The sequence below is a fragment of the Kocuria rhizophila genome (genome assembly GCF_003667225.1).
Classification (GTDB): Bacteria; Actinomycetota; Actinomycetes; order Actinomycetales; family Micrococcaceae; genus Kocuria; species Kocuria rhizophila.
The window spans coordinates 1-21,036 of sequence record NZ_RCOM01000042.1; the positions used below are offsets into that span (position 1 = coordinate 1).

Below are 21,036 nucleotides of genomic sequence, written 5' to 3' on the forward strand. Positions count from 1 at the left end.
GCCGGGCACCGGACACCTCCCCCGCGACCGCCCCGCCCCACGGCAGCGCCACCAGCACACGGTGTCCATGCCCGCGCATCGCACCCGCGGCACGCAACGGGCCCCTCGGATCCGTGGATCCGAGGGGCCCGGCGAGCAGTGCACCGCTACAGAGCGGCCACCCGAAAGTCCGCGTGCGGGCGGCCCCGCTTGGGATCCCACACCTGGACGCGAGATGCGCTCCAGTGGGCGCCCCGACCGTCGTCGTCCACCGCGACCGCCACCGTGGCCGGGAGGCGCACCGGTGTGGCGAACTCCACCGACCACGTGAACGGCACCTCGGACGGCACGCCCGTGAGCGCGAGCGCGCGCGAGGCCGTGTACATGCCGTGGGCGATCGCACCCTTCATGCCCAGGGCCCTTGCCGAGGGGTCCGAGAGGTGGATGGGGTTGTAGTCCCCGCTCACCGCGGCGTACTCACGGCCGGTCCCGGCGCCCAGGGACCACTGCCCGGTGGGCTGCGGCGCCTCGAACGGCGCGTGCTCGCGCTGCGCCTCGTCCTCGGCGCCCGCGCGGGGCGCGTCACCGGCGATCGCGGTGTGCACGCCCTTGGCCAGGTATCCCGAGCGTCCGGCCCACGCCACCGAGCCGTCCTCGCGCGTGAGGGTCACCACGGCGTCGAGCATGGTCCCCGCGCGGTGTGCGCGCAGGTTCTCGGTCCACGCCGTGGCCGTGACGCGCTCCCCCACGGCCACGTCCGAGACGTGGTGGACCGTGTTGGAGATGTGCACCATGCCCAGCACCGGCAGCGGGAAGTCCTTGCGCGTGAGCACGGACATGGCCACGGGGAACGCGAGCGAGTGCAGCGCGCCGGAGAACACGGCGGTCTCCGCAGAGCCCGGGGCCATGGGCCGCAAGCTGGCGTGCACCACGCGGCAGAACTTCTCGTGCCACTCGGCATCGGCGGACAGGCCCTCGACCACGTGGGCCACGCGCGGCAGCTCGAGCGCACCGGAGACCTTCTCGGCACCCGGTGTGCGCAGCGACGCGGGCAGCACCCGCCCCACGGGAGACTTCCGCAGCGCGGGCAGCACCTTGCGGGAGGCCGACGACGCCGCGCCGCCCGCCGCGCTCGTGGCCGCACGCGCCCCGGCGCTCGCGTAGAGGGCAGGCAGCTTCACCGCGCCCGAGGGCGTGGTGCGCTCGTAGTCAGCAGGAACGGACGGAACGGAATCCGTGGCGCTCACGCGATCACGCCCCCACCATGCTCTGCCCGCACACGCGCAGGGTCTGGCCGTTGATGCCGCCCGCGGCGTCCGAGAGCAGGAACGTGATGGCCTGCGCCACGTCCACGGGCAGACCGCCCTGCTGCAGGGAGTTCAGGCGGCGGGAGATCTGACGGCGCGCGGCCGGGATCTTGGCGGTCATGTCCGACTCGATGAAGCCGGGGGCCACCGCGTTGATGGTGCCGCCCTTCGCGGCGATCAGCGGTGCGGTGGCGGCCACCAGACCGATCACGCCGGCCTTCGAGGCGGCGTAGTTGGTCTGACCGCGGTTGCCCGCCACGCCGCTCGTGGAGGCGAGGCACACGATGTGCGGGGTGGCGCCCAGCTTGTCGGAGGCCAGCAGCGTCTCGTTGATCCGCAGCTGCGACTCGATGTTCACCGCGATGACCGAGTTCCACTTGGCCTCGTCCATGTTGGCGAGCATCTTGTCCCGGGTGATCCCGGCGTTGTGCACCACCAGGTCCAGGCGGCCGTAGCGGGAGGCCACGAGGTCCAGGATCTTCTGCCCGGCCTGCGGGTCCGTGACGTCCAGCTGCAGGGCGGGCACACGCAGCTCGTTGGCCAGCTTGGTCAGGGCGTCCCCGGCCGCGGGCACGTCCACGGGGACCACGGTGGCCCCCGAGGCGGCCAGCGTGCGGGTGACCTGCTCGCCGATCCCGCGCGCGGCGCCGGTGACCACGGCCACCTTCCCCGCCACGGGGTGCTCCCAGTCCACGGTCGCGTCACCGCGGTCGTCACCGACCGTGAGGAACTGCCCGTCCACGTAGGCGCTGCGGCCCGAGAGGAAGAAGCGGATGGCGCCCGTGACGCTCGGGGCGTCCCCGGCCACACCGTCCGCGATCAGGATGCCGTTGGCGGTCACGCCGCCGCGCATCTCCTGAGCGATCGAGCGCAGGATGCCCACGACGCCCTGGCGCGCCGCGGCCTGGGCCGGAGCCAGCTGCTCTGCGCCCGCCACGGTGCCCGACGCCGCTCCGGTGCCGATCCCCGGCGCCGGGCGGGACAGCGTGATCACGCGTCCGCCCGGACGCAGCTTCCGCAGCGCGGAGGCCAGCTCCAGCGCCGGGGCGCCGAGGTCCGCGGGGCTCTCGATGCCGGTGTAGTCGATCAGCACCGCACCCACGCGGTCCACGTCCGCCGCGTGGCGGCGCACGTCCAGGTTCCAGCCGAGCAGTGCCGACGCCGCGGCGCCGCCCGCCGTGCCCTTGCCGAGCACGAGGACCGCGCCGTCCGGGAAGTCAGCGCCCGCCTGGTAGCGGCGCAGGGTGACCGGCCGGGGCAGGCCCAGCTTGGAGGCCAGCTGCTTGCCGAGCCCCGAGTTGACCATGTCCAGATAAGTGTCCGTCACGTGAAGTTTCTCCCTGATCTCGTGGTGTCTCGATTGCCGTGGTGGGTGTTCAGACCGAGCGCAGCAGCATGGCCACGCCCTGGCCGCCCGCGGCGCACACGGAGATCAACGCGGTCTGGGGCTTGCCCTCGGCCTTGGCGCGGGCGGCGAGCTCCTTTGCGGTGGAGGCCACGATGCGCCCGCCGGTGGCGGCGAACGGGTGGCCGGTGGCCAGCGAGGAGCCGTTGACGTTGAGCTTGGATCGGTCGATCGAGCCCAGCGGGGCGTCCAGGCCCAGGCGCTCCTTGCAGAACTCGGGGGACTCCCAGGCCTTCATGATGGACAGCACCGTGGAGGCGAACGCCTCGTGGATCTCCACCAGGTCCAGGTCCTGCAGGGTCAGCCCGTGGCGGGCGAGCAGGCGCGGGACAGCGTAGGCGGGGGCCATGAGCAGGCCCTCGTTTCCGGTGACGAAGTCCACCGCGGCGGCCTCGGAGTCCACGACCTCGGCGAGCGGGGTGAGGCTGTGCTCAGCGGCCCACTGCTCAGAGGTGATCAGCACGGCGGAGGCGCCGTCCGTGAGCGGGGTGGAGTTGCCGGCCGTCATGGTGGCCTCCCCCGCGAGCTTCTTGCCGAAGACCGGGTTCAGGTTGCCCAGCTTCTCCACGGTGGAGTCCGGGCGCATGTTGTTGTCCTTGGTCAGACCCTTGAACGGGGTGACCAGGTCGTCGAAGAACCCGCGGTCGTACGCGGCGGCGAGGTGCTGGTGGGAGGCGACGGCCAGCTCGTCCTGGGCCTCACGGGTGATGCCCCAGTGCTCGGTGGTCAGGGCCTGGTGCTCACCCATGGACAGGCCCGTGCGGGGCTCCCCGGAGCTGGGCACGGCGGGCGCGAGGTCCGCGGGGCGGACGTCCTTGAACGCCTGGAGCTTCTGCATGGTGGTCTTGGCGCGCTGCAGCTTGAGCAGTGCGCGGCGCAGGCCCTCGCTCACGGCGATCGGAGCGTCGGAGGAGGAGTCAACACCGCCGGCGATGCCGGCCTCGATCTGGCCCAGGCGGATCTTGTTGGAGATGGAGCTGACGGTCTCCATGCCCGTGGCGCACGCCATCTGGACATCGTAGGCCGGGGTGGCCGGGTCCAGGGCGGAGCCCAGCACGGACTCGCGGGTCAGGTTGAAGTCGCGGGAGTGCTTGATCACGGCACCGGCCGCCACGGCACCCAGGCGCTCACCGGCAATCCCGGTGCGGGCCACCAGGCCGTCGATCGCCGCGGTCAGCATGTCCTGGTTGGACGCGTTGGCGTAGGCGCCGCCCGCGCGGGAGAAGGGGATGCGGTTGCCCGCGACCACCACGGGGCGGGTGCCGGAGGTGCCCGCGGGGTGCTTTGCGGCGGACCCTGCCGCGGGCGTGGCGCCGGTGCCCTGGGCGGTCGAGGTCTTGGCCGGGGTGCTCTGCGTGTTCTCGGTCATGTCTGCTCCTTGAGAGGGGGTGTGTGCGACGTGGGTCACTTGATACCCAGAGTAGCTGATACTCTCAGTATCGTGAAACAGGTCACGACCCCCGTGGACGGCAGGAACAGCCGTTGGCAGCGTCACCGCGCCAAGCGGCGCACCGAGCTGATCACGGCCGCCCGCGACGCGGTGGCCGCGAACGGTGCTGCCATCTCCATGGAGGAGATCGCCACGGCGTGCGGCACGTCCAAGTCCGTGTTCTACCGCTACTTCACGGACAAGTCCGGCGTGCAGGCGGCCGTGGGCGAGTACTTCGTGACCAGGATGCGACGCCGCATGGTGGCGGCCGTGAGTGAGGCCGACACGTTCGCGGCCATGATCCACGCGCTGGTCTCCGAGTACCTCAAGTCCGTGGCGGGCTCCGCGGAGGTCTACCGCTTCGTGGTGACCGCCCCGGAGGAGCAGGGCTCCACCATCGAGCGGTTCATCGACTCGGTGCGGGACCTGCTCATGGAGCAGTACGAGCGCCACTACGGCGAGGCGGAGACCGGGAACGGCGTCCTGCGCAGCTGGGCCGCGGCCACCGTGGGCATGGTCCGCGGCGCCGGGGAGGCCTGGCTCGCGCAGGGGGACGCCCCGGGAACGCCCGACCGCCACACCATGAGTCGCATCATCACCACGTGGGCCGTGGAGGGTCTGCGCCCCGTGGCCAGCACGTCCGCGGCGGTCTCCGCCGCGACGACGCCTTCCCGACAAGCCCGTACCCAGGACGGCCCCGCCGTCCGCGACACCCCTCAGGAGTCATGATGAGCACCACCCAGGTCAGCGGAACCATTCCCGACACCGACCGCATCGAGGACCTGCCCGAGGACGGGGCTGCCGCCCCCTCGGCGCTCGACACCGCGGAGCTCGGCAAGATCCTCCTGGGCCGCTGGCCCGAGGCGCGCCTGGCCGCCCGCAAGCGCGCCGAGGATCCCCGCTTCCACTCCCAGTACAACCAGTCCGTGGAGGACCAGCGCAACCACACGTACGAGCAGCTCAAGCTGCTCGCTGACGCCGGGCCCCAGTACCTGGGCATGCCCGAGAGCGTGGGCGGGGCCATGAGCCCCGGCGCCAACCTCTCCGCGTTCGAGGAGCTGGTCCTCGCGGACCCCTCGCTGCAGATCAAGTCCGGCGTGCAGTGGGGCCTGTTCGGCTCCGCAGTGCTGAACCTGGGCACGGAGGAGCACCACGAGAAGTGGCTGCCGTCCATCCTGGACCTCAGCATGCCCGGCGCGTTCGCCATGACGGAGATCGGGCACGGCTCGGACGTGGCCTCGATCGGCACCACCGCCACGTACATCCCGGAGACGGACGAGTTCGAGATCCACACCCCCTTCAAGGCGGCGTGGAAGGACTACCTGGGCAACGCGGCGGTGCACGGCCGCGCGGCCACGGTTTTCGCGCAGCTGATCGTCAACGGCACCAACCACGGGGTGCACTGCCTCTACGTTCCGCTGCGTGACGAGAACGGCGAGTTCCTGCCCGGCGTGGGCGGCGAGGACGACGGCCGCAAGGGCGGGCTCAACGGCATCGACAACGGCCGCCTGCACTTCGACCACGTGCGCGTGCCCCGCACCAACCTGCTGAACAAGTACGGGGACGTGGACGAGAACGGTGTCTACTCCTCCCCCATCCCCTCCCCGGGCCGTCGCTTCTTCACCATGATCGGCACGCTGGTCCAGGGCCGAGTGTCCCTGGACGGTGCGGCGACGATCGCCAACCAGGCCGCCCTGAGCATCGCCGTGCGCTACGCGGAGCAGCGCCGCCAGTTCACCACGGACTCGGACATCGAGGAGCAGACGCTGCTGGACTACCAGCGCCACCAGCGCCGGCTGATCCCGCGCATCGCGGAGACCTACGCGATGACCTTCGCCCACCAGCAGCTGCTGGACAAGTTCCACGAGGTCTTCTCCGGTGAGGACGAGTCCGACGGCAACCGCCAGGAGCTCGAGACCCTGGCCGCGGCGTTCAAGCCGATGTCCACCTGGAGCGCCCTGGACACCCTGCAGGAGTGCCGCGAGGCGTGCGGCGGCGCGGGGTTCATCGCCAAGAACCGCTTCGTGGAGCTGCGCGCGGACCTGGACGTCTACGTGACCTTCGAGGGTGACAACACCATCCTGCTGCAGCTCGTGGCCAAGCGGCTGCTCAACGACTACTCCGCCGAGTTCAAGAACGCGGACGTGGGGGTCATGGCCCGCTACGTCGCGGACCGCGCCACCGAGGCCGGCTTCAACCGTTCCGGGTTGCGCAAGCTCACCCAGGCGTTCTCGGACACCGGCGACTCCCGCAAGTCCGTCAACGCGCTGCGCGACCCCGCGGCCCAGCGTGCGCTGCTCACCGACCGCGTGCAGACCATGATCGGGGACATCGCAGACGAGCTGCGCGCCGCGGCCCGCAAGTCCCGCACCGAGCAGGCCGAGGCGTTCAACAACAACCAGAACCGTCTGCTGGAAGCCGCCCGCTCGCACGCCCAGCTGCTGCAGTGGGAGGCGTTCACGGCCGGTCTGGAGAAGATCGAGGACCCGGACACCAAGCGCGTGCTCACGTGGCTGCGCGACCTCTTCGGGCTGAGCCTGATCGAGCGGGATCTTGCCTGGTACCTCTCCTACGGCCGGTTGTCCATGCGCCGTGGCCGCGCCCTGGAGTCCTACATCAACCGCCTCATCGCGCGGCTGCGCCCCTACTCCCTGGAGCTCGTGGACGCCTTCGGGCTCTCCCCGGAGCTGCTGCGCGCGGAGATCGGCGGCACCGTGGAGGCCGAGCGCCAGAAGGAGGCCGCGGACTACTACCGCCGGCTGCGCGCGAGCGGCAAGGCCCCCGTCAAGGAGCCCAAGCCCGCCAGGGACCCGGGTGCCCAGACCCGCGGCAACCACGGCTGAGCGGCCCGCAGGCGTGCGCCGTCCCTGACACGGGGCGGCGCACGCCGGGCACAGCGCACCTCGCGCCAGCCAGAGAAGCGGCCTCGCGGCGTCGTCGAACCACGACGGCGCCGCGGGGCCGCTTCCGCGTGCGGGGCGGAGCGGGGTGCCGCGAGCGGGTGGACGGCCGAGAGGTCGGCTCGGCGCACGCGCGGAACGGAGCAGGGGGCGCTGCCTGCGGGTGGATGGTCGAAAGGTGCTCTCAGCGCACGCGCGGGATGGAACTGGTGTTCGCGCGGGGGTCGTCCGCGGTGAGGACGTCAGCGACCACAAGGGTCACGTTGTCCCGCCCGCCCGTGCGCAGCGCCGCCTGCACGAGAACGTCCGCGGCCTCCTTGGGGTGCTGCACCGAGTGCAGCACCCGGGCGATGTGCACCGGGGAGAGCTCCCCCGTGAGGCCGTCCGAGCACATGAGCAGCCGCTGACCCGGCACGGCGGGAAGCACCACGACGTCCGGCTCCCAGATCTGCCCCGTGCCGAGCGCACGGGTGATCACGTTGCGGCGCGGGTGCACCAGGGCCTGGGCGGGAGTGAGCTGGCCGATCGACACCAGGTACTGCACCTCGGAGTGGTCCACCGTGAGCTGGGAGACCCCCACGGGCCCGGACTCCTCCGTGACGGGCTCCCCCACCCGCGGTCCGGTGAGCTGGTAGGTGCGGGAGTCCCCCACGTTGAACACGATCCACAGCCACGTGCCCGCGATCTGCACGAGCCACGCCCCGGTGACCGTGGTGCCGGCACGCGTGCCGCACTGGGCCTGGATGGCCTGGTCCGCCTCCCACAGCACCGAGCGCACCCGGTGCACGGCGTCGAGCGCCTCGGCCGGAATGTCCGGGTCCAGCTTGAGCTGCCGGTCGATGGTGGCCCGGAACCGGGCCACGTCCGAGCCGGGTGCAGGTTCCACGATCCGGTAGTCGCGGAAGTCCTCCAGCGTGAACAGCTCCGAGGCACCCAGGGTGGACACGCACAGGGCGCTGGCCACCTCGCCGGCCTCGTGCCCACCCATGCCGTCCGCCACGGCGCACATGGTGTCGGTGACGATCAGGGCGTCCTCGTTGGTCTCTCGACGCAGTCCGCGGTCGGTCACACCGCCCGATCGGATGGTCAGGGGAGCGGTCATTCGACCTCGTCTTCCAGTAGGGGTCCGCAGCCCTGGGCAAGCGCCACGGGGCGGACGTCCCCGAAGCCGCGGACGTTGCGGGTGGGCTGCGGCTCGAGGACGAAGCGCTCGTCCCCCCGGAGCACGCGGGCGGTGGACTCGTCCACCACCACGCCGCCCGGTTCCGTGAGCGCCACGAGCCGTGAGGCCAGGTTCACGGTGGGGCCGTAGAGGTCCCCCAGCCGGGGCAGCACACGGCCCCACACGAAGGCCACGCGCGCCTGGGGCAGCAGCGGATCCTCCTTGATGATCCGTGCCAGCGCGAGCGAGATCTGGGCCCCGCCCTCGGGGGTCTCCGAGAGGAACATGACCTCGTCGCCGATGGTCTTGATCACGCGGCCGCCGCCGATCGAGATGACCTCCGCGCAGCGCTTCTCGAAGCGCTGCACCAGGTTGGCGAGCGTGCGCTCGTTCATCTGCCGGGAGAGGGAGGTGTAGGAGACCAGGTCCGCGAAACCCACGCCCCGCGCGAGGGGCAGCGCCGAGGCGCCGACGTCCGGAGCGGCGTCGTGCAGGATGACCGTGGAGCCGTCCGGGCGCTCCCCCCGCATGGCCAGGCGCTGGACGGCCGCCGAGAGCTGGCGGCGCCACGCGTAGTCGAGCAGCTGCTCGAGCGGCTGCAGCAGGTCCGGGAGCAGGGTGAGCAGCTCACGGCGGGCCCGGGCGTCCGTCATGTCACGGTGGGCCACCATGTCCTCCACGAGGGCCTCGACCTGCCACACGACCATGCGGTCCGTGAGCTGCGCGACCGAGCGCGCGAGGGACAGCGCCGCCTCCTCGCTGAGCTTGTCGTCCTGGACCAGGCTGGACACCAGTTTGAGGGCGCGGACGTCCTCGTTCGTGAAGTAGACGTCGTCGTCGCTGAGGTTGGGGAAGCCCAGGGCCCGCCAGATCTTGCGCGCGGAGGCCGAGGAGAGGTCCGCCTCGTGGGCGGCCTCGCGGCGGCGCAGGTTCCGCTGGGAGCCGAGCAGCAGGGAGTCCAGGTGGCGCACCGCGGCCTGCGACTCCTCCGAGCCGTAGAGGTTGGACTGCACGGGGTTGTGGAGGTTCAGGTTCAGCTGCTCGGTCTGCGGGCCCGTGACCACGGGTTGCGGGGATTCCGAGGGGTCTTCAGCCACGCGGTCCTCCTTGCTGGGCGGTGTGCGGGCCGGGGCGTCCCGGCCCCGGGATGGTGCCTCCCCCACTGTAGTTGCCCACCTGCGCCGCCGACTCCCGCACGAGCTGCGTGAGACGCGCGGGCTGCGGGGCACCCGCGAGCTTGAGCCCACCCAGGGTCCCGAAATCCGCCAGCACGGTGCCGCGGTCCAGGTGTTCGCGCGCGGCACCCACCTCGGTGGCACCGCGCGTGACACGCACGGACTGCAGGGCGTCGAGCGGCAGGGACACGGCGCCGTCACGCGCCGGGAGCCCCAGCAGCGCCAGGCGTGCGGTGGTCAGGACGAAGCGGGTGCGCCACCACCGCCACACGGGCACCGCCACCCGGCGCCACGCCAGCAGCAGCGCGGCCGCGAGCAGCAACCACCCCACGAACGTGTGCAGTCCGGTCCACGGCGCGTCCGTGGGACGCCACGTGAGGTCCAGGACCCGGCGCAGCGCCGAGTACACCAGGACCGTGAGCCAGGCGGTCACCGCGGGGCCCGCGAGCGCCAGCGGGTGCGGACGCGTGGCCACCACGGTCTCCTCGCCCGGTGCCAGCTCCAGGCCGTGCCGTCCGCTCATGCGGGGCCGCCCCCGCCGTGCGCGGGGCGCACGTGCACGACGTCGCCCGCGGAGTACTCGTGCTCCCTCCCGTCCCGGGCGCGCACCACGAGCTGGCCGGAGTCTCCCAGGCCCGTGGCGGTCGCGGTCAGCGGATCCCGCGCGCCGGGCAGCTGCAGGCTGACCTCACGGCCAAGGGTGTCCAGCTGCGCCTCGACCTCGCTCCGCAGCTCTCCCCCGCGGCCGAGCTGCCCCACGGGGTCCTGGGACGCGCGGTCCAGGGTGTCCGCGAACCGGCCGAGCACTGCGGTGAGCAGCCCGGCGCGGCTGGGGACGGCGTCGGAGTCCTGCACCTCGAGTGCGAGGGACGTGGCGGTGGGGACGGGGAGCTCGCGCTGGCTCACGTTGATGCCGGCACCGACCACCACGGTGGGTGCCGCACCGGGAGTCGGCGCAACCATGGTCGCGAGGATGCCGCAGAGCTTGCGGTCGCGGACCAGGACGTCGTTGGGCCACTTGACCACGGCGGGCACCCCGGTCAGCTCCCGCACCGCCCCGGTGATGCTGTGCGCCATGAGCAGGGTGAGCCACGGGAGCAGGTCCTGCGGCCACGGACGGCCCGAGCGGTCCACGGGGGTGCAGGCCACCGAGAACGTCACCGCGGTGCCCGGGGGCGTGATCCAGCCGCGGTCCAGCCGCCCCCTGCCCTGGCTCTGGAAACCGGTGACCACGGCCTCGAGGCCGTTCACGCGCCCCTGGCCCCCGGCGTGCGGCGCCACCCGCTCCGACAACCAGGTGTTCGTGGAGCCCACGGTGTCCACCACGGTCACCGACCGGTAGCCGTGGGATCGCAGCGCGTCCTCCAGGCCGGACTGGTGGTAGTCCGCGGCGGGCTGCTGCTCCGTGGCGTGCATGTCTGCTCCTCACAGGACGGGACGGCGTGGCCGTCGGGGTTTCCTCCAGCTTAGGTGTACCCGCACGGCCCGGGCATATGCTGGGATCCGTCAGCCCAGACCCCCACGTCGAGCCGGAGGATCCCGAGCATGAGCGTCTACGCCCTGACCTACACCTACGGCGGCCCGTCCGAGATCCTGGCCGAGCACCGCCCCGCCCACCGAGCCTTCCTGCGTGAGCTGCAGGAGCGCGGCGTCAACCTGGCCTCCGGGCCCCTGGGGGACGACGGCGCGCTGATCGTGCTGCGCGCGGACAGCGCCGAGCACGTGGAGCAGCTCATCCGGGAGGACCCCCTGGTGGTCCACGGTGCGGTGACGGAGCACGTGGTCCGCGAGTGGTCCGTGACCATCGGAGCCGTGGGCTCGGACTGAACCCACACCCCCGAACGGAGGGAGATCCCGGGCACCGCGTGCGGTGACGGGGCCCCGGAGTTGTGGAACTCCTACAAGTGCGCGCCCGGGACCGACAACTACACTGGGGTGGATTCCGAGGGGCCGCGCCCCGCCCCGACCACGACCACGCGAGGTGTCATGAGCCACGACCTGTCCACCACAGCAGGCAAGATCGCCAACTTCCGGCAGCGCCGCGAGGAGGCTGCCGCACCGGCAGGACAGGGCGCCGTGGAGAAGCAGCACTCCCGGGGCAAGAACACCGCGCGCGAGCGGATCGAGATGCTGCTGGACCCGGACTCCTTCGTGGAGTTCGACGCCCTGGCGGTGCACCACAGCACCATGTTCGGCATGGAGAAGAAGAAGCTGCTGGGTGACGGCGTGGTGAGCGGCTACGGCACCGTGGACGGACGCCTGGTGGCCGTGTACTCGCAGGACTTCGGGGTCTTCGGCGGGTCGCTGTCCCAGGTCAACGGCGAGAAGATCGTCAAGGTCCAGAAGTTCGCCCTGCGCAACGGCTGCCCCGTGATCGGCATCAACGACGGCGGCGGCGCCCGCATCCAGGAGGGCGTGGCCTCCCTGGCCGTGTTCGCGGACATCTTCCGCATGAACGTCCGGGCCTCGGGCGTGATCCCGCAGATCTCCCTGATCATGGGCCCGTGCGCCGGCGGTGCCGCGTACTCCCCCGCCCTCACCGACTTCGTGGTGATGGTGGACAAGACCTCCCACATGTTCATCACCGGCCCGGACGTGATCAAGACCGTGACCGGCGAGACCGTGGACATGGAGACCCTGGGTGGTGCCCGCTCCCACAACGAGCGCACCGGCACCGCCGCGTACCTGGCCTCGGACGAGCAGGACGCCTTCGACTTCGTGCACGAGCTGCTGGAGTACCTGCCGGGGAACAACCTGCAGGACTCTCCGCTGCTGGACCACGACCAGGTGGACGAGGTCACGGACGAGGACCTCGCCCTGGACGAGCTGATCCCGGACTCCGCGAACCAGCCCTACGACATGCGCACCGTGATCGAGACGGTCGTGGACGACGGGCAGTTCCTGCAGATCCAGGAGCTCTACGCCCCGAACGTGATGGTGGGCTACGCCCGGGTGGAGGGCCACACCGTGGGGATCGTGGCGAATCAGCCCATGCAGTTCGCCGGCACCCTGGACATCGCCGCGTCCGAGAAGGCCGCGCGCTTCGTGCGCCACTGCGACGCCTTCAACATCCCGATCCTCACGTTCGTGGACGTCCCCGGGTTCCTTCCCGGCACGGACCAGGAGTTCAACGGCATCATCCGCCGCGGCGCCAAGTTGCTGTACGCGTACGCCGAGGCCACCGTTCCGCTGATCACCCTGATCACCCGTAAGGCCTACGGCGGGGCGTACATCGTGATGGGCTCCAAGAAGCTGGGCGCGGACATCAACCTCGCGTGGCCCACCGCCCAGATCGGGGTCATGGGATCCCAGGGCGCGGTGGAGATCCTCTACCGCCGGGACCTCAAGGCCGCCGAGGAGAACGGCGAGGACGCCCAGGCGCTGCGCGCCGAGCTCGCACAGCAGTTCGAGGAGGACCTCCTCAACCCCTACCAGGCCGCGGAGCTGGGCTACGTGGACGCCGTGATCTGTCCCTCCGAGACCCGGGAGCAGATCATCAAGGCGCTGCGGGGGCTCGCGGACAAGCGGGCCTCTCAGCCCGCCAAGAAGCACGGGAACATCCCGCTGTGAGCACGCCGGAGTCAGCGCAATCCCTGGACCGCCGCACCGGGGCCGACACGTTCGGCGCCGCACCGCGCATGCCCGTGGACGCCCGCCACGCCGCAGTGGCCTCGCTGCCGGACGCCACCACTGACGCGGACCCGCTGTTCACCGTGACGCGTGGCAACCCGAGTCCCGAGGAGCTGGCCGCCCTGGTGGCCGTCCTCGGCGCGCTGCCCGAGCCGCAGGACGCACCCCCGGCCCACCCGCGCCGTGCACCGCGCCACCAGTCCCGCAGACTCCGGCTCGGCCTGCGCCTGCGGCCCGGCCGCGGGGCGTGGCGGTGGACGCAGCCAGAGCGGTGAGCACACCCTGGCCCCGGTCCTCGGTCTGAAGCGTCCCCGGGGCACACGGCCCCGCGATGCCAGGACCTCACGAACTCACGACGACCGTCTCGCTCGTGGCCCCTTGTGACCTGCCCGCCGGCACGAGGTCGACCTCCGCGGCGGGGATAATGGTCCGGTGCCTGTCATCGCCCTCTCCGCCCTCGTCTCCCTCGCGACCGTGCTGCTCCTCAGCGGAGCGGCGAAACTCGCGGTGCCGGACACCGGCCGCACCATCCTCACCACCGCACCGCTCCCCCGGCCCCTGCGCGCACCCTGGTTGCAGCGCGCCCTCCCCTGGGGGGAGATCCTGCTGGCCGCGTGCCTGCTCCTCGGTTCCGGCCCGTTCCTGCTGCTGAGCGCCTTCGCGGCCACGGCACTGTTCACCGTCTTCACCGTGGTGGTCCTCCAGGGCACTCGGGCACCTGATCCTGCCTCGTGCGGGTGCTTCGGCGGGCTCTCCCGTGCGCCGGTCTCACGCCGCACCGTGGTGCGCAACGCCGCCTTCACCCTCACGGCCGCCCTGGCACTCGTCCTGTCCGCGGTCGCGTTCCACGGCCCCGTGCTCCGTCTGCCGTGGTGGGGCGTGACGGCCCTCGCCATCCCCGCGCTCCTCGTGCTGCTCACCCTCTGGAGCGAGCGGCCCGCACACGGCCGGGCCGGCGACCCGTACGACGTCGCCCGCGTCCCACCGCTGCCCCGCACCCTGCGCGAGGACGGCGACGCCGCGGCGTCGCCCCCCGTGAGCCCCGGCACGACCGCGGCGGACGCGGTCGCGACGGAGGGGCCCGCGACCGAGCCCGGGGGGCCGCAGCAGGCGGACGACGAGCCGCAGGACTACGAGCGGCTGCCGATCCCCTACGCGGGGCTCACCACCGCGGACGGCCAGGTGGTGACGCTGCGGGGTCTGTCCGCCACTCGAGCTCGCGCACTGGTGACGGTGAGCCTCACGTGCGGCTGGTGCGCCCCCATGATCCAGCGGCTCACGGAGCTCGGGAGCCACACCGGCCCGGTGGCGCTGCACGCCGTGGTGGCTCACGAGGACGAGCGCGAGCAGCTTCCGGAGGCCCTGCGCGGCGCGGCGCTGGTGGATGCCGACCAGGCCGCAGCCATCGTCTTCGACCGGCCCGGCAACCCCTGGGCCGTGGTGCTGGGCGCGGACGGGCTGCTCGCGGGCGGACCGGTGGCGGGCAGCGGAGCCGTGCTGGAGCTGCTGGACGAGCTCGCGGAGCGCTTCGCCGGGTGACCGCCGTGCACGGCGGTGCTTGTCCGTGTCGCCGGTGTGACTAGGGTTACATTCTGTGACTCACACCGACACCTCATCCCAGTCCCACGAACCCCTCGCACCCCTGGGTTCCACGCAGCGTACGGCCACGGCGGCGGACCAGCTCGCCGAGACCTACTTCCACGAGAGCCTCGCCCTGAACCCGAGCGACGCCACCTTCCTGGGCTTCCCCGGGCACGAGACCGAGTACCCGGACTTCGGTCCCGCCGGCCGTGCAGCCCGTGCCGAGCTCGTCCGCTCCACCCTCGCGCGCCTGGAGGAGGTCACCCCGGAGGACGACGTGGACCGGGTGACCCTGCACGCCATGCGCAACGAGCTCGAACTGGAGCGCGACCGCCACGAGGCCAACCTGGACGTCTCCGCGGTCAACAACATCGAGTCCCCCGTGCAGGGCATCCGTCAGGTGCTGGACGCCATGCCGCGGGAGACCGAGCAGGACTGGAAGCACATCGCCGGGCGCATGACCAACATCCCCGCCGCCCTGGAGCAGTACCGCGCGGGATTGGACGAGGCCGTCTCCCTGAACCGGCCGCCGTCGGCCCCGCAGATCGTGGAGGCCTCCCAGCAGGCGGAGCAGTATGCGTCCGACGACGGCTTCTTCGCGTCGCTCGCCGCTGACCCCGCCGCGCCGGATGCCCTGCGGGACGAGCTGCGCGCCGCGTCCGACGCCGCCCGCGCGGCCTACCGGGACATCGCGCGGATCCTGCGCGAGGACTTCGCCCCGGTCGCACGCGAGTCCGACGCGTGCGGGATCGAGGACTACCGGCTGCACCTCGCCTCGTTCCTGGGCGCGCGCCGTGATCCCCGCGAGGTCTACGACTGGGCCGTGCAGAAGCTGCTGGAGCTGGACGCCGAGCAGCGCGCCGTGGCCGAGCAGATCAAGCCCGGAGCCACGGTGCAGGAGGCCATGGCCGCCCTGAACGCGGACCCCGACAGGCAGCTGCACTCCCCCGAGGAGCTGCAGGCGTGGATGCAGAAGCTCTCGGACACCGCGCTGGCGGAGATGGCCGGGACGCACTTCGAGATCACCGAGCCCATGAGCACCCTGGAGTGCTGCATCGCGCCCACGCACGACGGCATCATCTACTACACCCCGCCCAGCGCGGACTTCTCCCGCCCGGGGCGCATGTGGTGGTCCGTGCCGGAGGGGGTCTCCCAGCACAACACGTGGGAGGAGACCACCACCGTGTACCACGAGGGCATCCCGGGCCACCACCTGCAGTGCGCCACGGCCCTGGCCAACGCGGGCGAGCTCAACGAGTGGCGCCGCATGGGCATCTGGGTCTCCGGCCACGGCGAGGGCTGGGCCTTGTACGCGGAGCGGCTCATGGACGAGCTCGGCTTCCTGGACGACCCCGGGGACCGCATGGGCATGCTCGACTCGCAGCGGCTGCGCACCGTGCGCGTGATCTTCGACGTGGGCTTCCACTGCGGCTTCGAGATCCCCGAGGCGCTCGGGGAGATGCTGGGTGGCGCCCGCGCAGGGGAGGTCTGGACCCCCGAGGACGGCTGGAAGTTCCTGCGCCACAACGTGGCGATGGCGGAGGGCACCCTGCGCTTCGAGTGGCTGCGGTACATGGGCTGGCCCGGGCAGGCACCCTCCTACCGGATCGGGCTGCAGATGTGGCTCGACGCCCGCGAGCAGGCCATGGCGCGCGAGGGCGAGGACTTCGACCTCAAGCGATTCCACAGCCGCGCGCTGCGGCTGGGCTCCGTGGGCTTGGACACACTCACCTACGCCCTGGCGCTGTAGGGAGCGGATTCCCGGGGGCTTTCCCGGGCTGTCCCAGGATCCGGGCGTCACAGTTCGTCACGAGGGGTGTGCGGATTACCATTCGCCGCCCTATCGTGGCGCACATGAATTCCGCAGAAAGTACCCGGCGTCTGCCGCGGTGGATGACCTCCTTCGGGTGGCAGATCCTCATTGCCCTGATCGCGGGCGTTCTCCTGGGGTCCCTGGCCTCTGCCATGGGCGGGGACCCCGAGGAGAGCCCCAACTGGCTCATGACCACGCTGGGCACCATCGGCTCCAGCTACGTGACCATCCTCAAGGCGGCCGTGGTGCCGCTCGTGGTCACCGCGGTCATCTCCTCGATCGCCAACCTCCGCGACGTCTCCAACGCCGCCCGGCTGGCGTGGAAGACCCTCATGTGGTTCGCCATCACCTCGCTGATCGCGGTGGTGATCGGCATGGTGCTGGCCGTGGTGGTCCAGCCCGGTGTGGGCACCGGCCAGCCGCAGCCCGAGACCTACTCCGGCACGGAGGGTTCGTGGCTCGCGTTCCTCAAGGGCCTGATCCCCGTGAACTTCCTGGGCCTGGAGACCACGTCCAAGGTCATCGACCCCGAGACGGTCAAGACCACCGTGAACTTCAACATCCTGCAGATCCTGGTGGTCTCCCTGGTGGTCGGGATCGCCGCCCTCAAGGTGGGCCGGGAGGCCGAGCCCTTCCTTAGCCTCATGAAGTCCGGGCTGGCCATCATGCAGAAGGTCGTGTGGTGGATCATCCGCCTGGCCCCGCTGGGCACCCTGGGCCTGATCGGCACCGCCGTGTTCGAGTACGGCTGGACCTCCATGGGCTCGCTCGTGAGCTTCGTGCTCACCGTGTACGCCGGGCTGCTGCTGGTGGCGTTCGTGGTGTACCCAGTGATCGTCAAGCTCAACGGCCTGTCCGTGAAGCAGTTCTTCGCCGGTGTGTGGCCCGCCATGCAGCTGGGCTTCGTGTCCCGTTCCTCCCTGGGCACCATGCCCGTGACCCAGCGCGTGAGCGAGTCCAACCTGGGCGTGCCCGGGCACTACGCGTCCTTCGCCATCCCGCTGGGTGCAACCACCAAGATGGACGGCTGCGCCGCGATCTACCCGGCGGTCGCCGCGATCTTCGTGGCCCAGTTCTACGGCGTGGAGCTCATGCCCATGCACTTCGTGCTGATCGCGCTGGTCTCCGTGCTGGGCTCGGCCGCCACCGCGGGAACCACCGGCGCCACGGTCATGCTCACCCTGACCCTGTCCACCCTGGGCCTGCCCCTGGACGGCGTGGGCCTGCTGCTGGCCGTGGACCCCATCCTGGACATGGGCCGCACCGCGCTCAACGTGACCGGCCAGGCGCTGGTGGCCACGGTCGTATCCAAGCGCGAGGGCATCCTGGACCTCCCCCGCTACAACGCCCCGCTGGCCGGTCGCCCGTTCAAGGACGACGACGCCGCCACCGGCCTCCCCGGCAACGGCACCTCCGCGCGCGAACCGGAGCACGCGGCGTCGGCGTCCGGTGCCACGCTGTCCCAGACCTCACCCGGGGCGACGGACGGGCAGCGCACCGTGTAGCACGCGCGTCACCGCCGGCACCTTCTGCGAACGGGGCGGCTCGGGTTGATCCCGGGCCGCCCCGTGGCGTGCGGGGGTCGATCGTGTCAGCGCTGGGCACTAGGCTGTGATCCACCTCACTACCGATCCAAGGATGGTCACCATGAGCGTGTACAGCCAGCCAGGCACGGACGGATCCGTCGTCACTTTCAAGCCCCGCCACGAGCACTTCATCGGGGGCCAGTGGGTTCCGCCTGTCAAGGGTCAGTACTTCGAGGACGTCACCCCCGTCACGGGCCGGGCGTTCACCGAGGTGGCCCGGGGCACCGCCGAGGACATCGAGGCCGCGCTCGACGCCGCCTGGGCCGCCGCCCCTTCCTGGAACGCCTCCACCCCCGCGCAGCGCGCGCTCATGCTGAACAAGATCGCGGACCGCATGGAGCAGCACCTCGAGACCATCGCGGTGGCCGAGACCTGGGACAACGGCAAGCCCGTGCGGGAGACGCTCAACGCGGACATCCCCCTGGCCATCGACCACTTCCGGTACTTCGCCGGTGCCATCCGCGCGCAGGAGGGCCACCTGTCCCAGCTGGACGAGGACACCGTGGCGTACCACTTCCACGAGCCCCTGGGCGTGGTGGGCCAGATCATCCCGTGGAACTTCCCGATCCTCATGGCCGTGTGGAAGCTCGCCCCCGCGCTGGCCGCGGGCAACTGCGTGGTGCTCAAGCCCGCGGAGCAGACCCCGGCGTCCATCATGGTGCTCATGGAGCTGATCCAGGACCTGGTCCCGGACGGCGTGGTGAACATCGTCAACGGCTTCGGCGTGGAGTGCGGCAAGCCGCTGGCGTCCAACAAGCGGATCCGCAAGATCGCGTTCACGGGCGAGACCACCACGGGGCGGCTGATCATGCAGTACGCCTCGGAGAACATCATCCCCGTCACCCTGGAGCTGGGTGGCAAGTCCCCCAACATCTTCTTCGAGGACGTGGCACGGGAGAAGGACGGGTTCTACGACAAGTCCCTGGAGGGCTTCGCGTTCTTCGCCCTGAACTCCGGCGAGGTCTGCACGTGCCCGTCCCGCGCCCTGATCCAGGAGTCCATCTACGACTCCTTCCTGGCGGACGGCATCGAGCGCGTCACGCAGATCACGGCCGGCAACCCCCTGGACACCGACACCATGATCGGCGCGCAGGCCTCCACCGACCAGCTGGAGAAGATCCTCTCCTACCTGGACATCGGCAAGAAGGAGGGCGCCAAGGTCCTCGTGGGCGGCGAGCGCGCCGAGCTCGAGGGCGACCTCGCGGGCGGCTACTACGTGCAGCCCACGGTGTTCGAGGGCACCAACTCCATGCGGATCTTCCAGGAGGAGATCTTCGGCCCGGTGCTCTCGGTCGCGAAGTTCGGCTCCTACGAGGACGCCATCTCCATTGCCAACGACACCCTCTACGGCCTGGGCGCGGGCGTGTGGTCCCGCGACGGCAACACCGCCTACCGGGCCGGGCGCGCCATCCAGTCCGGGCGCGTGTGGGTGAACCAGTACCACAACTACCCCGCGCACTCGGCGTTCGGCGGGTACAAGTCCTCGGGCATCGGGCGCGAGAACCACCTGATGATGCTCGACCACTACCAGCAGACGAAGAACATGCTGGTCTCCTACACGGAGTCCGCGCAGGGCTTCTTCTAGACCGGAACGGCGTGACGCACATGGGTGAGCAGGTAGAGCAGGGCGGCGTCGCGACCGGGCCCGACGGCGTCGGGACCGGCGGGATCGAGGTGGCGCTGGAGGCCACCCCCGCCGTCCCCGGGGAGAACACCTCGCGGGTGGGGTTCACGGCGGCAGCCGTGGAGCTGCTGCGGGAGCTGTGGCAGGTGCACGGGCCGCTCATGTTCCACCAGTCGGGCGGCTGCTGCGACGGCTCCGCACCCATGTGCTTCCCCGCCGGGGAGTTCCGCACGGGGGACTCCGACGTGCTGCTGGGCACCGCCCGGCTGACCGCGGCGGACTCGTCCGAGCTGGGCCCGGTGGAGTTCTGGATCTCCGCGGAACAGTTCGAGGCGTGGCGGCGGACCCGGCTGGTGATCGACGCGGTGCCGGGGCGGGGGTCCGGGTTCTCCCTGGAGACCCCCACCGGGCGCCGGTTCCTCACCCGCAGCGAACTGTGCGCCGTGTGACTCCCACCCCGCGCTAACCTGGGGTGATGGAGCGATCCGACATCCCCCTGGCGGCACGGGTGGAGTTGGCGCACGCCGAGATACAGGCGGTGGCGCGGGCCCGTGGGGTGGACGCCCTGCTGGTCAAGGGCTACGCCGCGGACCCCCGGCTGTACGTGCGGGGGCGGGTGAGCAGCGACGTGGACGTCCTCACCCGGCCCTCCCACGCGGACCTCCTGGTGCAGGCGCTGCACGAGTACGGCTGGAACACCGTGTCCACGTTCCGGTCCGGCTCCATCTTCCAGCACGCCCAGACCATGCGGCACCCCCACTGGGGGCTCGTGGACATCCACCGCTCGTTCCCGGGGTTCGAGATGGACCCCGAGAAACTGTTCGACCAGCTGTGGGCGCAGCGCCGCACCCGCCTCGTGGCCGGTTACCCGTGCGACGTGCCGCGCACGCTCGAGCACGCCCTGATCATCCTGGTGCACGCGGCACGCAGCCCCGAGTCGCTGACCCAGGACGTGGGGCACCTGGCCGAGGTGCTCACCGAGGCCGACTGGCGACGCCTCGAGCAACGGGCCGCAGAACTCGAGGCCACCGTGGCGTTCGCGGCCGCCACAGGTCAGCTGCCCAACTACCGCGACCGTCCCACCCACGACCTGTGGCTCGTGCTGTCCCACGAGGGAACGCGCTCCCAGGAGTGGCGGGCCCGCATGAAAGCCGCCACCACCGTGGGCGGAAAGCTCGCCGTCGCGCTGCGTGCGCCGCTTCCCAACGTGGACCACCTGCGCATGGACCTGGGCCGGGAGCCCACCGCCCTGGAGATCACGCGAGCCACCGTGTCCCGCCCCGTGCGCGCCGTGACGGAGCTGCTCACCGGCCAGGCGCGACGTCGTCCCGACACGGCGGACCGACCGACCGCCGGGGCCTCCCCCGGTGCCGCTCCCCTCCCCGGTGGGGTGCACGCCGCCGTCCATCTCCACGAGGTTGCGCCGGCCCACCCCGGTACTGTCC

Annotated in this window: 18 protein-coding genes; 11 read left to right on the forward strand and 7 right to left on the reverse strand. The window is 71.5% G+C overall.

Translation table 11 applies throughout. The features are described 5' to 3' along the window. Window positions 1-146 precede the first annotated feature (146 nt). The 3 genes from D9R02_RS07115 to D9R02_RS07125 are packed head-to-tail and all read right to left on the reverse strand — an operon-like array spanning window position 147 to window position 4,060. A complete protein-coding gene (locus D9R02_RS07115) occupies window positions 147-1,226 on the reverse strand; it encodes a MaoC family dehydratase (RefSeq protein ID WP_121566633.1) in 1,080 nt (359 codons plus the stop codon). A gap of 4 nt (window positions 1,227-1,230) precedes the next feature. Beyond that, a complete protein-coding gene (locus D9R02_RS07120; RefSeq protein WP_121566634.1) occupies window positions 1,231-2,613 on the reverse strand; it encodes a 3-oxoacyl-ACP reductase in 1,383 nt (460 codons plus the stop codon). A gap of 49 nt (window positions 2,614-2,662) precedes the next feature. Further along, complete coding sequence (locus D9R02_RS07125) at window positions 2,663-4,060, reverse strand: acetyl-CoA C-acetyltransferase (protein ID WP_121566635.1); 1,398 nt, start codon at window positions 4,058-4,060, stop codon at window positions 2,663-2,665. A gap of 72 nt (window positions 4,061-4,132) precedes the next feature. On the opposite strand from D9R02_RS07125, the gene D9R02_RS07130 reads away from it, so the two are divergent. Both D9R02_RS07130 and D9R02_RS07135 read left to right on the forward strand, forming a co-directional pair. Continuing rightward, on the forward strand, window positions 4,133-4,849 hold the full coding sequence (locus tag D9R02_RS07130) for a TetR/AcrR family transcriptional regulator (RefSeq protein ID WP_223110469.1): 717 nt from the start codon (window positions 4,133-4,135) through the stop codon (window positions 4,847-4,849). After that, complete coding sequence (locus tag D9R02_RS07135; RefSeq protein WP_121566637.1) at window positions 4,849-6,963, forward strand: acyl-CoA dehydrogenase family protein; 2,115 nt, start codon at window positions 4,849-4,851, stop codon at window positions 6,961-6,963. The genes D9R02_RS07130 and D9R02_RS07135 overlap by 1 nt, the downstream gene beginning before the upstream one ends. A 241-nt stretch (window positions 6,964-7,204) precedes the next feature. On the opposite strand, the gene D9R02_RS07140 is transcribed toward D9R02_RS07135, so the two are convergent. From D9R02_RS07140 to D9R02_RS07155, 4 genes are read right to left on the reverse strand one after another with little or no spacing between them, the layout of a single operon-like run. Then, entirely contained in the window at window positions 7,205-8,122 is a 918-nt protein-coding gene (locus D9R02_RS07140) for a PP2C family protein-serine/threonine phosphatase (RefSeq protein ID WP_070636292.1), read from the reverse strand. After that, the gene (locus D9R02_RS07145; protein WP_070636291.1) at window positions 8,119-9,279 is read right to left on the reverse strand and encodes an adenylate/guanylate cyclase domain-containing protein; all 1,161 of its coding nucleotides are present in this window, start codon (window positions 9,277-9,279) and stop codon (window positions 8,119-8,121) included. The genes D9R02_RS07140 and D9R02_RS07145 overlap by 4 nt, the downstream gene beginning before the upstream one ends. Continuing rightward, the gene (locus D9R02_RS07150; protein ID WP_121566638.1) at window positions 9,272-9,880 is read right to left on the reverse strand and encodes a hypothetical protein; all 609 of its coding nucleotides are present in this window, start codon (window positions 9,878-9,880) and stop codon (window positions 9,272-9,274) included. Before D9R02_RS07150 ends, D9R02_RS07145 begins: the two co-directional genes overlap by 8 nt. Beyond that, entirely contained in the window at window positions 9,877-10,773 is an 897-nt protein-coding gene (locus D9R02_RS07155) for a biotin--[acetyl-CoA-carboxylase] ligase (protein WP_121566639.1), read from the reverse strand. Before D9R02_RS07155 ends, D9R02_RS07150 begins: the two co-directional genes overlap by 4 nt. A 129-nt stretch (window positions 10,774-10,902) precedes the next feature. On the opposite strand from D9R02_RS07155, the gene D9R02_RS07160 reads away from it, so the two are divergent. The 9 genes from D9R02_RS07160 to D9R02_RS07200 form a co-directional block, all read left to right on the forward strand. After that, entirely contained in the window at window positions 10,903-11,184 is a 282-nt protein-coding gene (locus D9R02_RS07160) for a YciI family protein (protein WP_070636285.1), read from the forward strand. A 159-nt stretch (window positions 11,185-11,343) separates the two neighbouring features. Continuing rightward, window positions 11,344-12,927 carry an acyl-CoA carboxylase subunit beta gene (locus tag D9R02_RS07165; protein WP_121566640.1) on the forward strand — a complete coding sequence of 528 codons (1,584 nt, stop codon included), beginning with the start codon at window positions 11,344-11,346 and terminating at the stop codon, window positions 12,925-12,927. After that, the gene (locus tag D9R02_RS07170) at window positions 12,924-13,262 is read left to right on the forward strand and encodes an acyl-CoA carboxylase subunit epsilon (protein WP_121566641.1); all 339 of its coding nucleotides are present in this window, start codon (window positions 12,924-12,926) and stop codon (window positions 13,260-13,262) included. Before D9R02_RS07165 ends, D9R02_RS07170 begins: the two co-directional genes overlap by 4 nt. Before the next feature lie 157 nt (window positions 13,263-13,419). After that, window positions 13,420-14,526 carry a MauE/DoxX family redox-associated membrane protein gene (locus D9R02_RS07175; RefSeq protein WP_121566642.1) on the forward strand — a complete coding sequence of 369 codons (1,107 nt, stop codon included), beginning with the start codon at window positions 13,420-13,422 and terminating at the stop codon, window positions 14,524-14,526. Between the two features lie 55 nt (window positions 14,527-14,581). Then, on the forward strand, window positions 14,582-16,318 hold the full coding sequence (locus D9R02_RS07180; protein WP_121566643.1) for a DUF885 domain-containing protein: 1,737 nt from the start codon (window positions 14,582-14,584) through the stop codon (window positions 16,316-16,318). 104 nt (window positions 16,319-16,422) lie between these two features. Continuing rightward, window positions 16,423-17,886: a dicarboxylate/amino acid:cation symporter gene (locus D9R02_RS07185; protein WP_121566644.1), complete on the forward strand. Its 1,464-nt coding sequence runs from the start codon at window positions 16,423-16,425 to the stop codon at window positions 17,884-17,886. A gap of 142 nt (window positions 17,887-18,028) precedes the next feature. Then, on the forward strand, window positions 18,029-19,552 hold the full coding sequence (gene exaC / locus D9R02_RS07190; RefSeq protein WP_121566645.1) for an acetaldehyde dehydrogenase ExaC: 1,524 nt from the start codon (window positions 18,029-18,031) through the stop codon (window positions 19,550-19,552). Between the two features lie 20 nt (window positions 19,553-19,572). Beyond that, window positions 19,573-20,040 carry a DUF779 domain-containing protein gene (locus D9R02_RS07195; RefSeq protein ID WP_259463923.1) on the forward strand — a complete coding sequence of 156 codons (468 nt, stop codon included), beginning with the start codon at window positions 19,573-19,575 and terminating at the stop codon, window positions 20,038-20,040. A 26-nt stretch (window positions 20,041-20,066) separates the two neighbouring features. Next, a partial coding sequence (locus D9R02_RS07200; protein WP_121566646.1) for a nucleotidyltransferase family protein occupies window positions 20,067-21,036 on the forward strand: 970 nt, incomplete at its 3' end.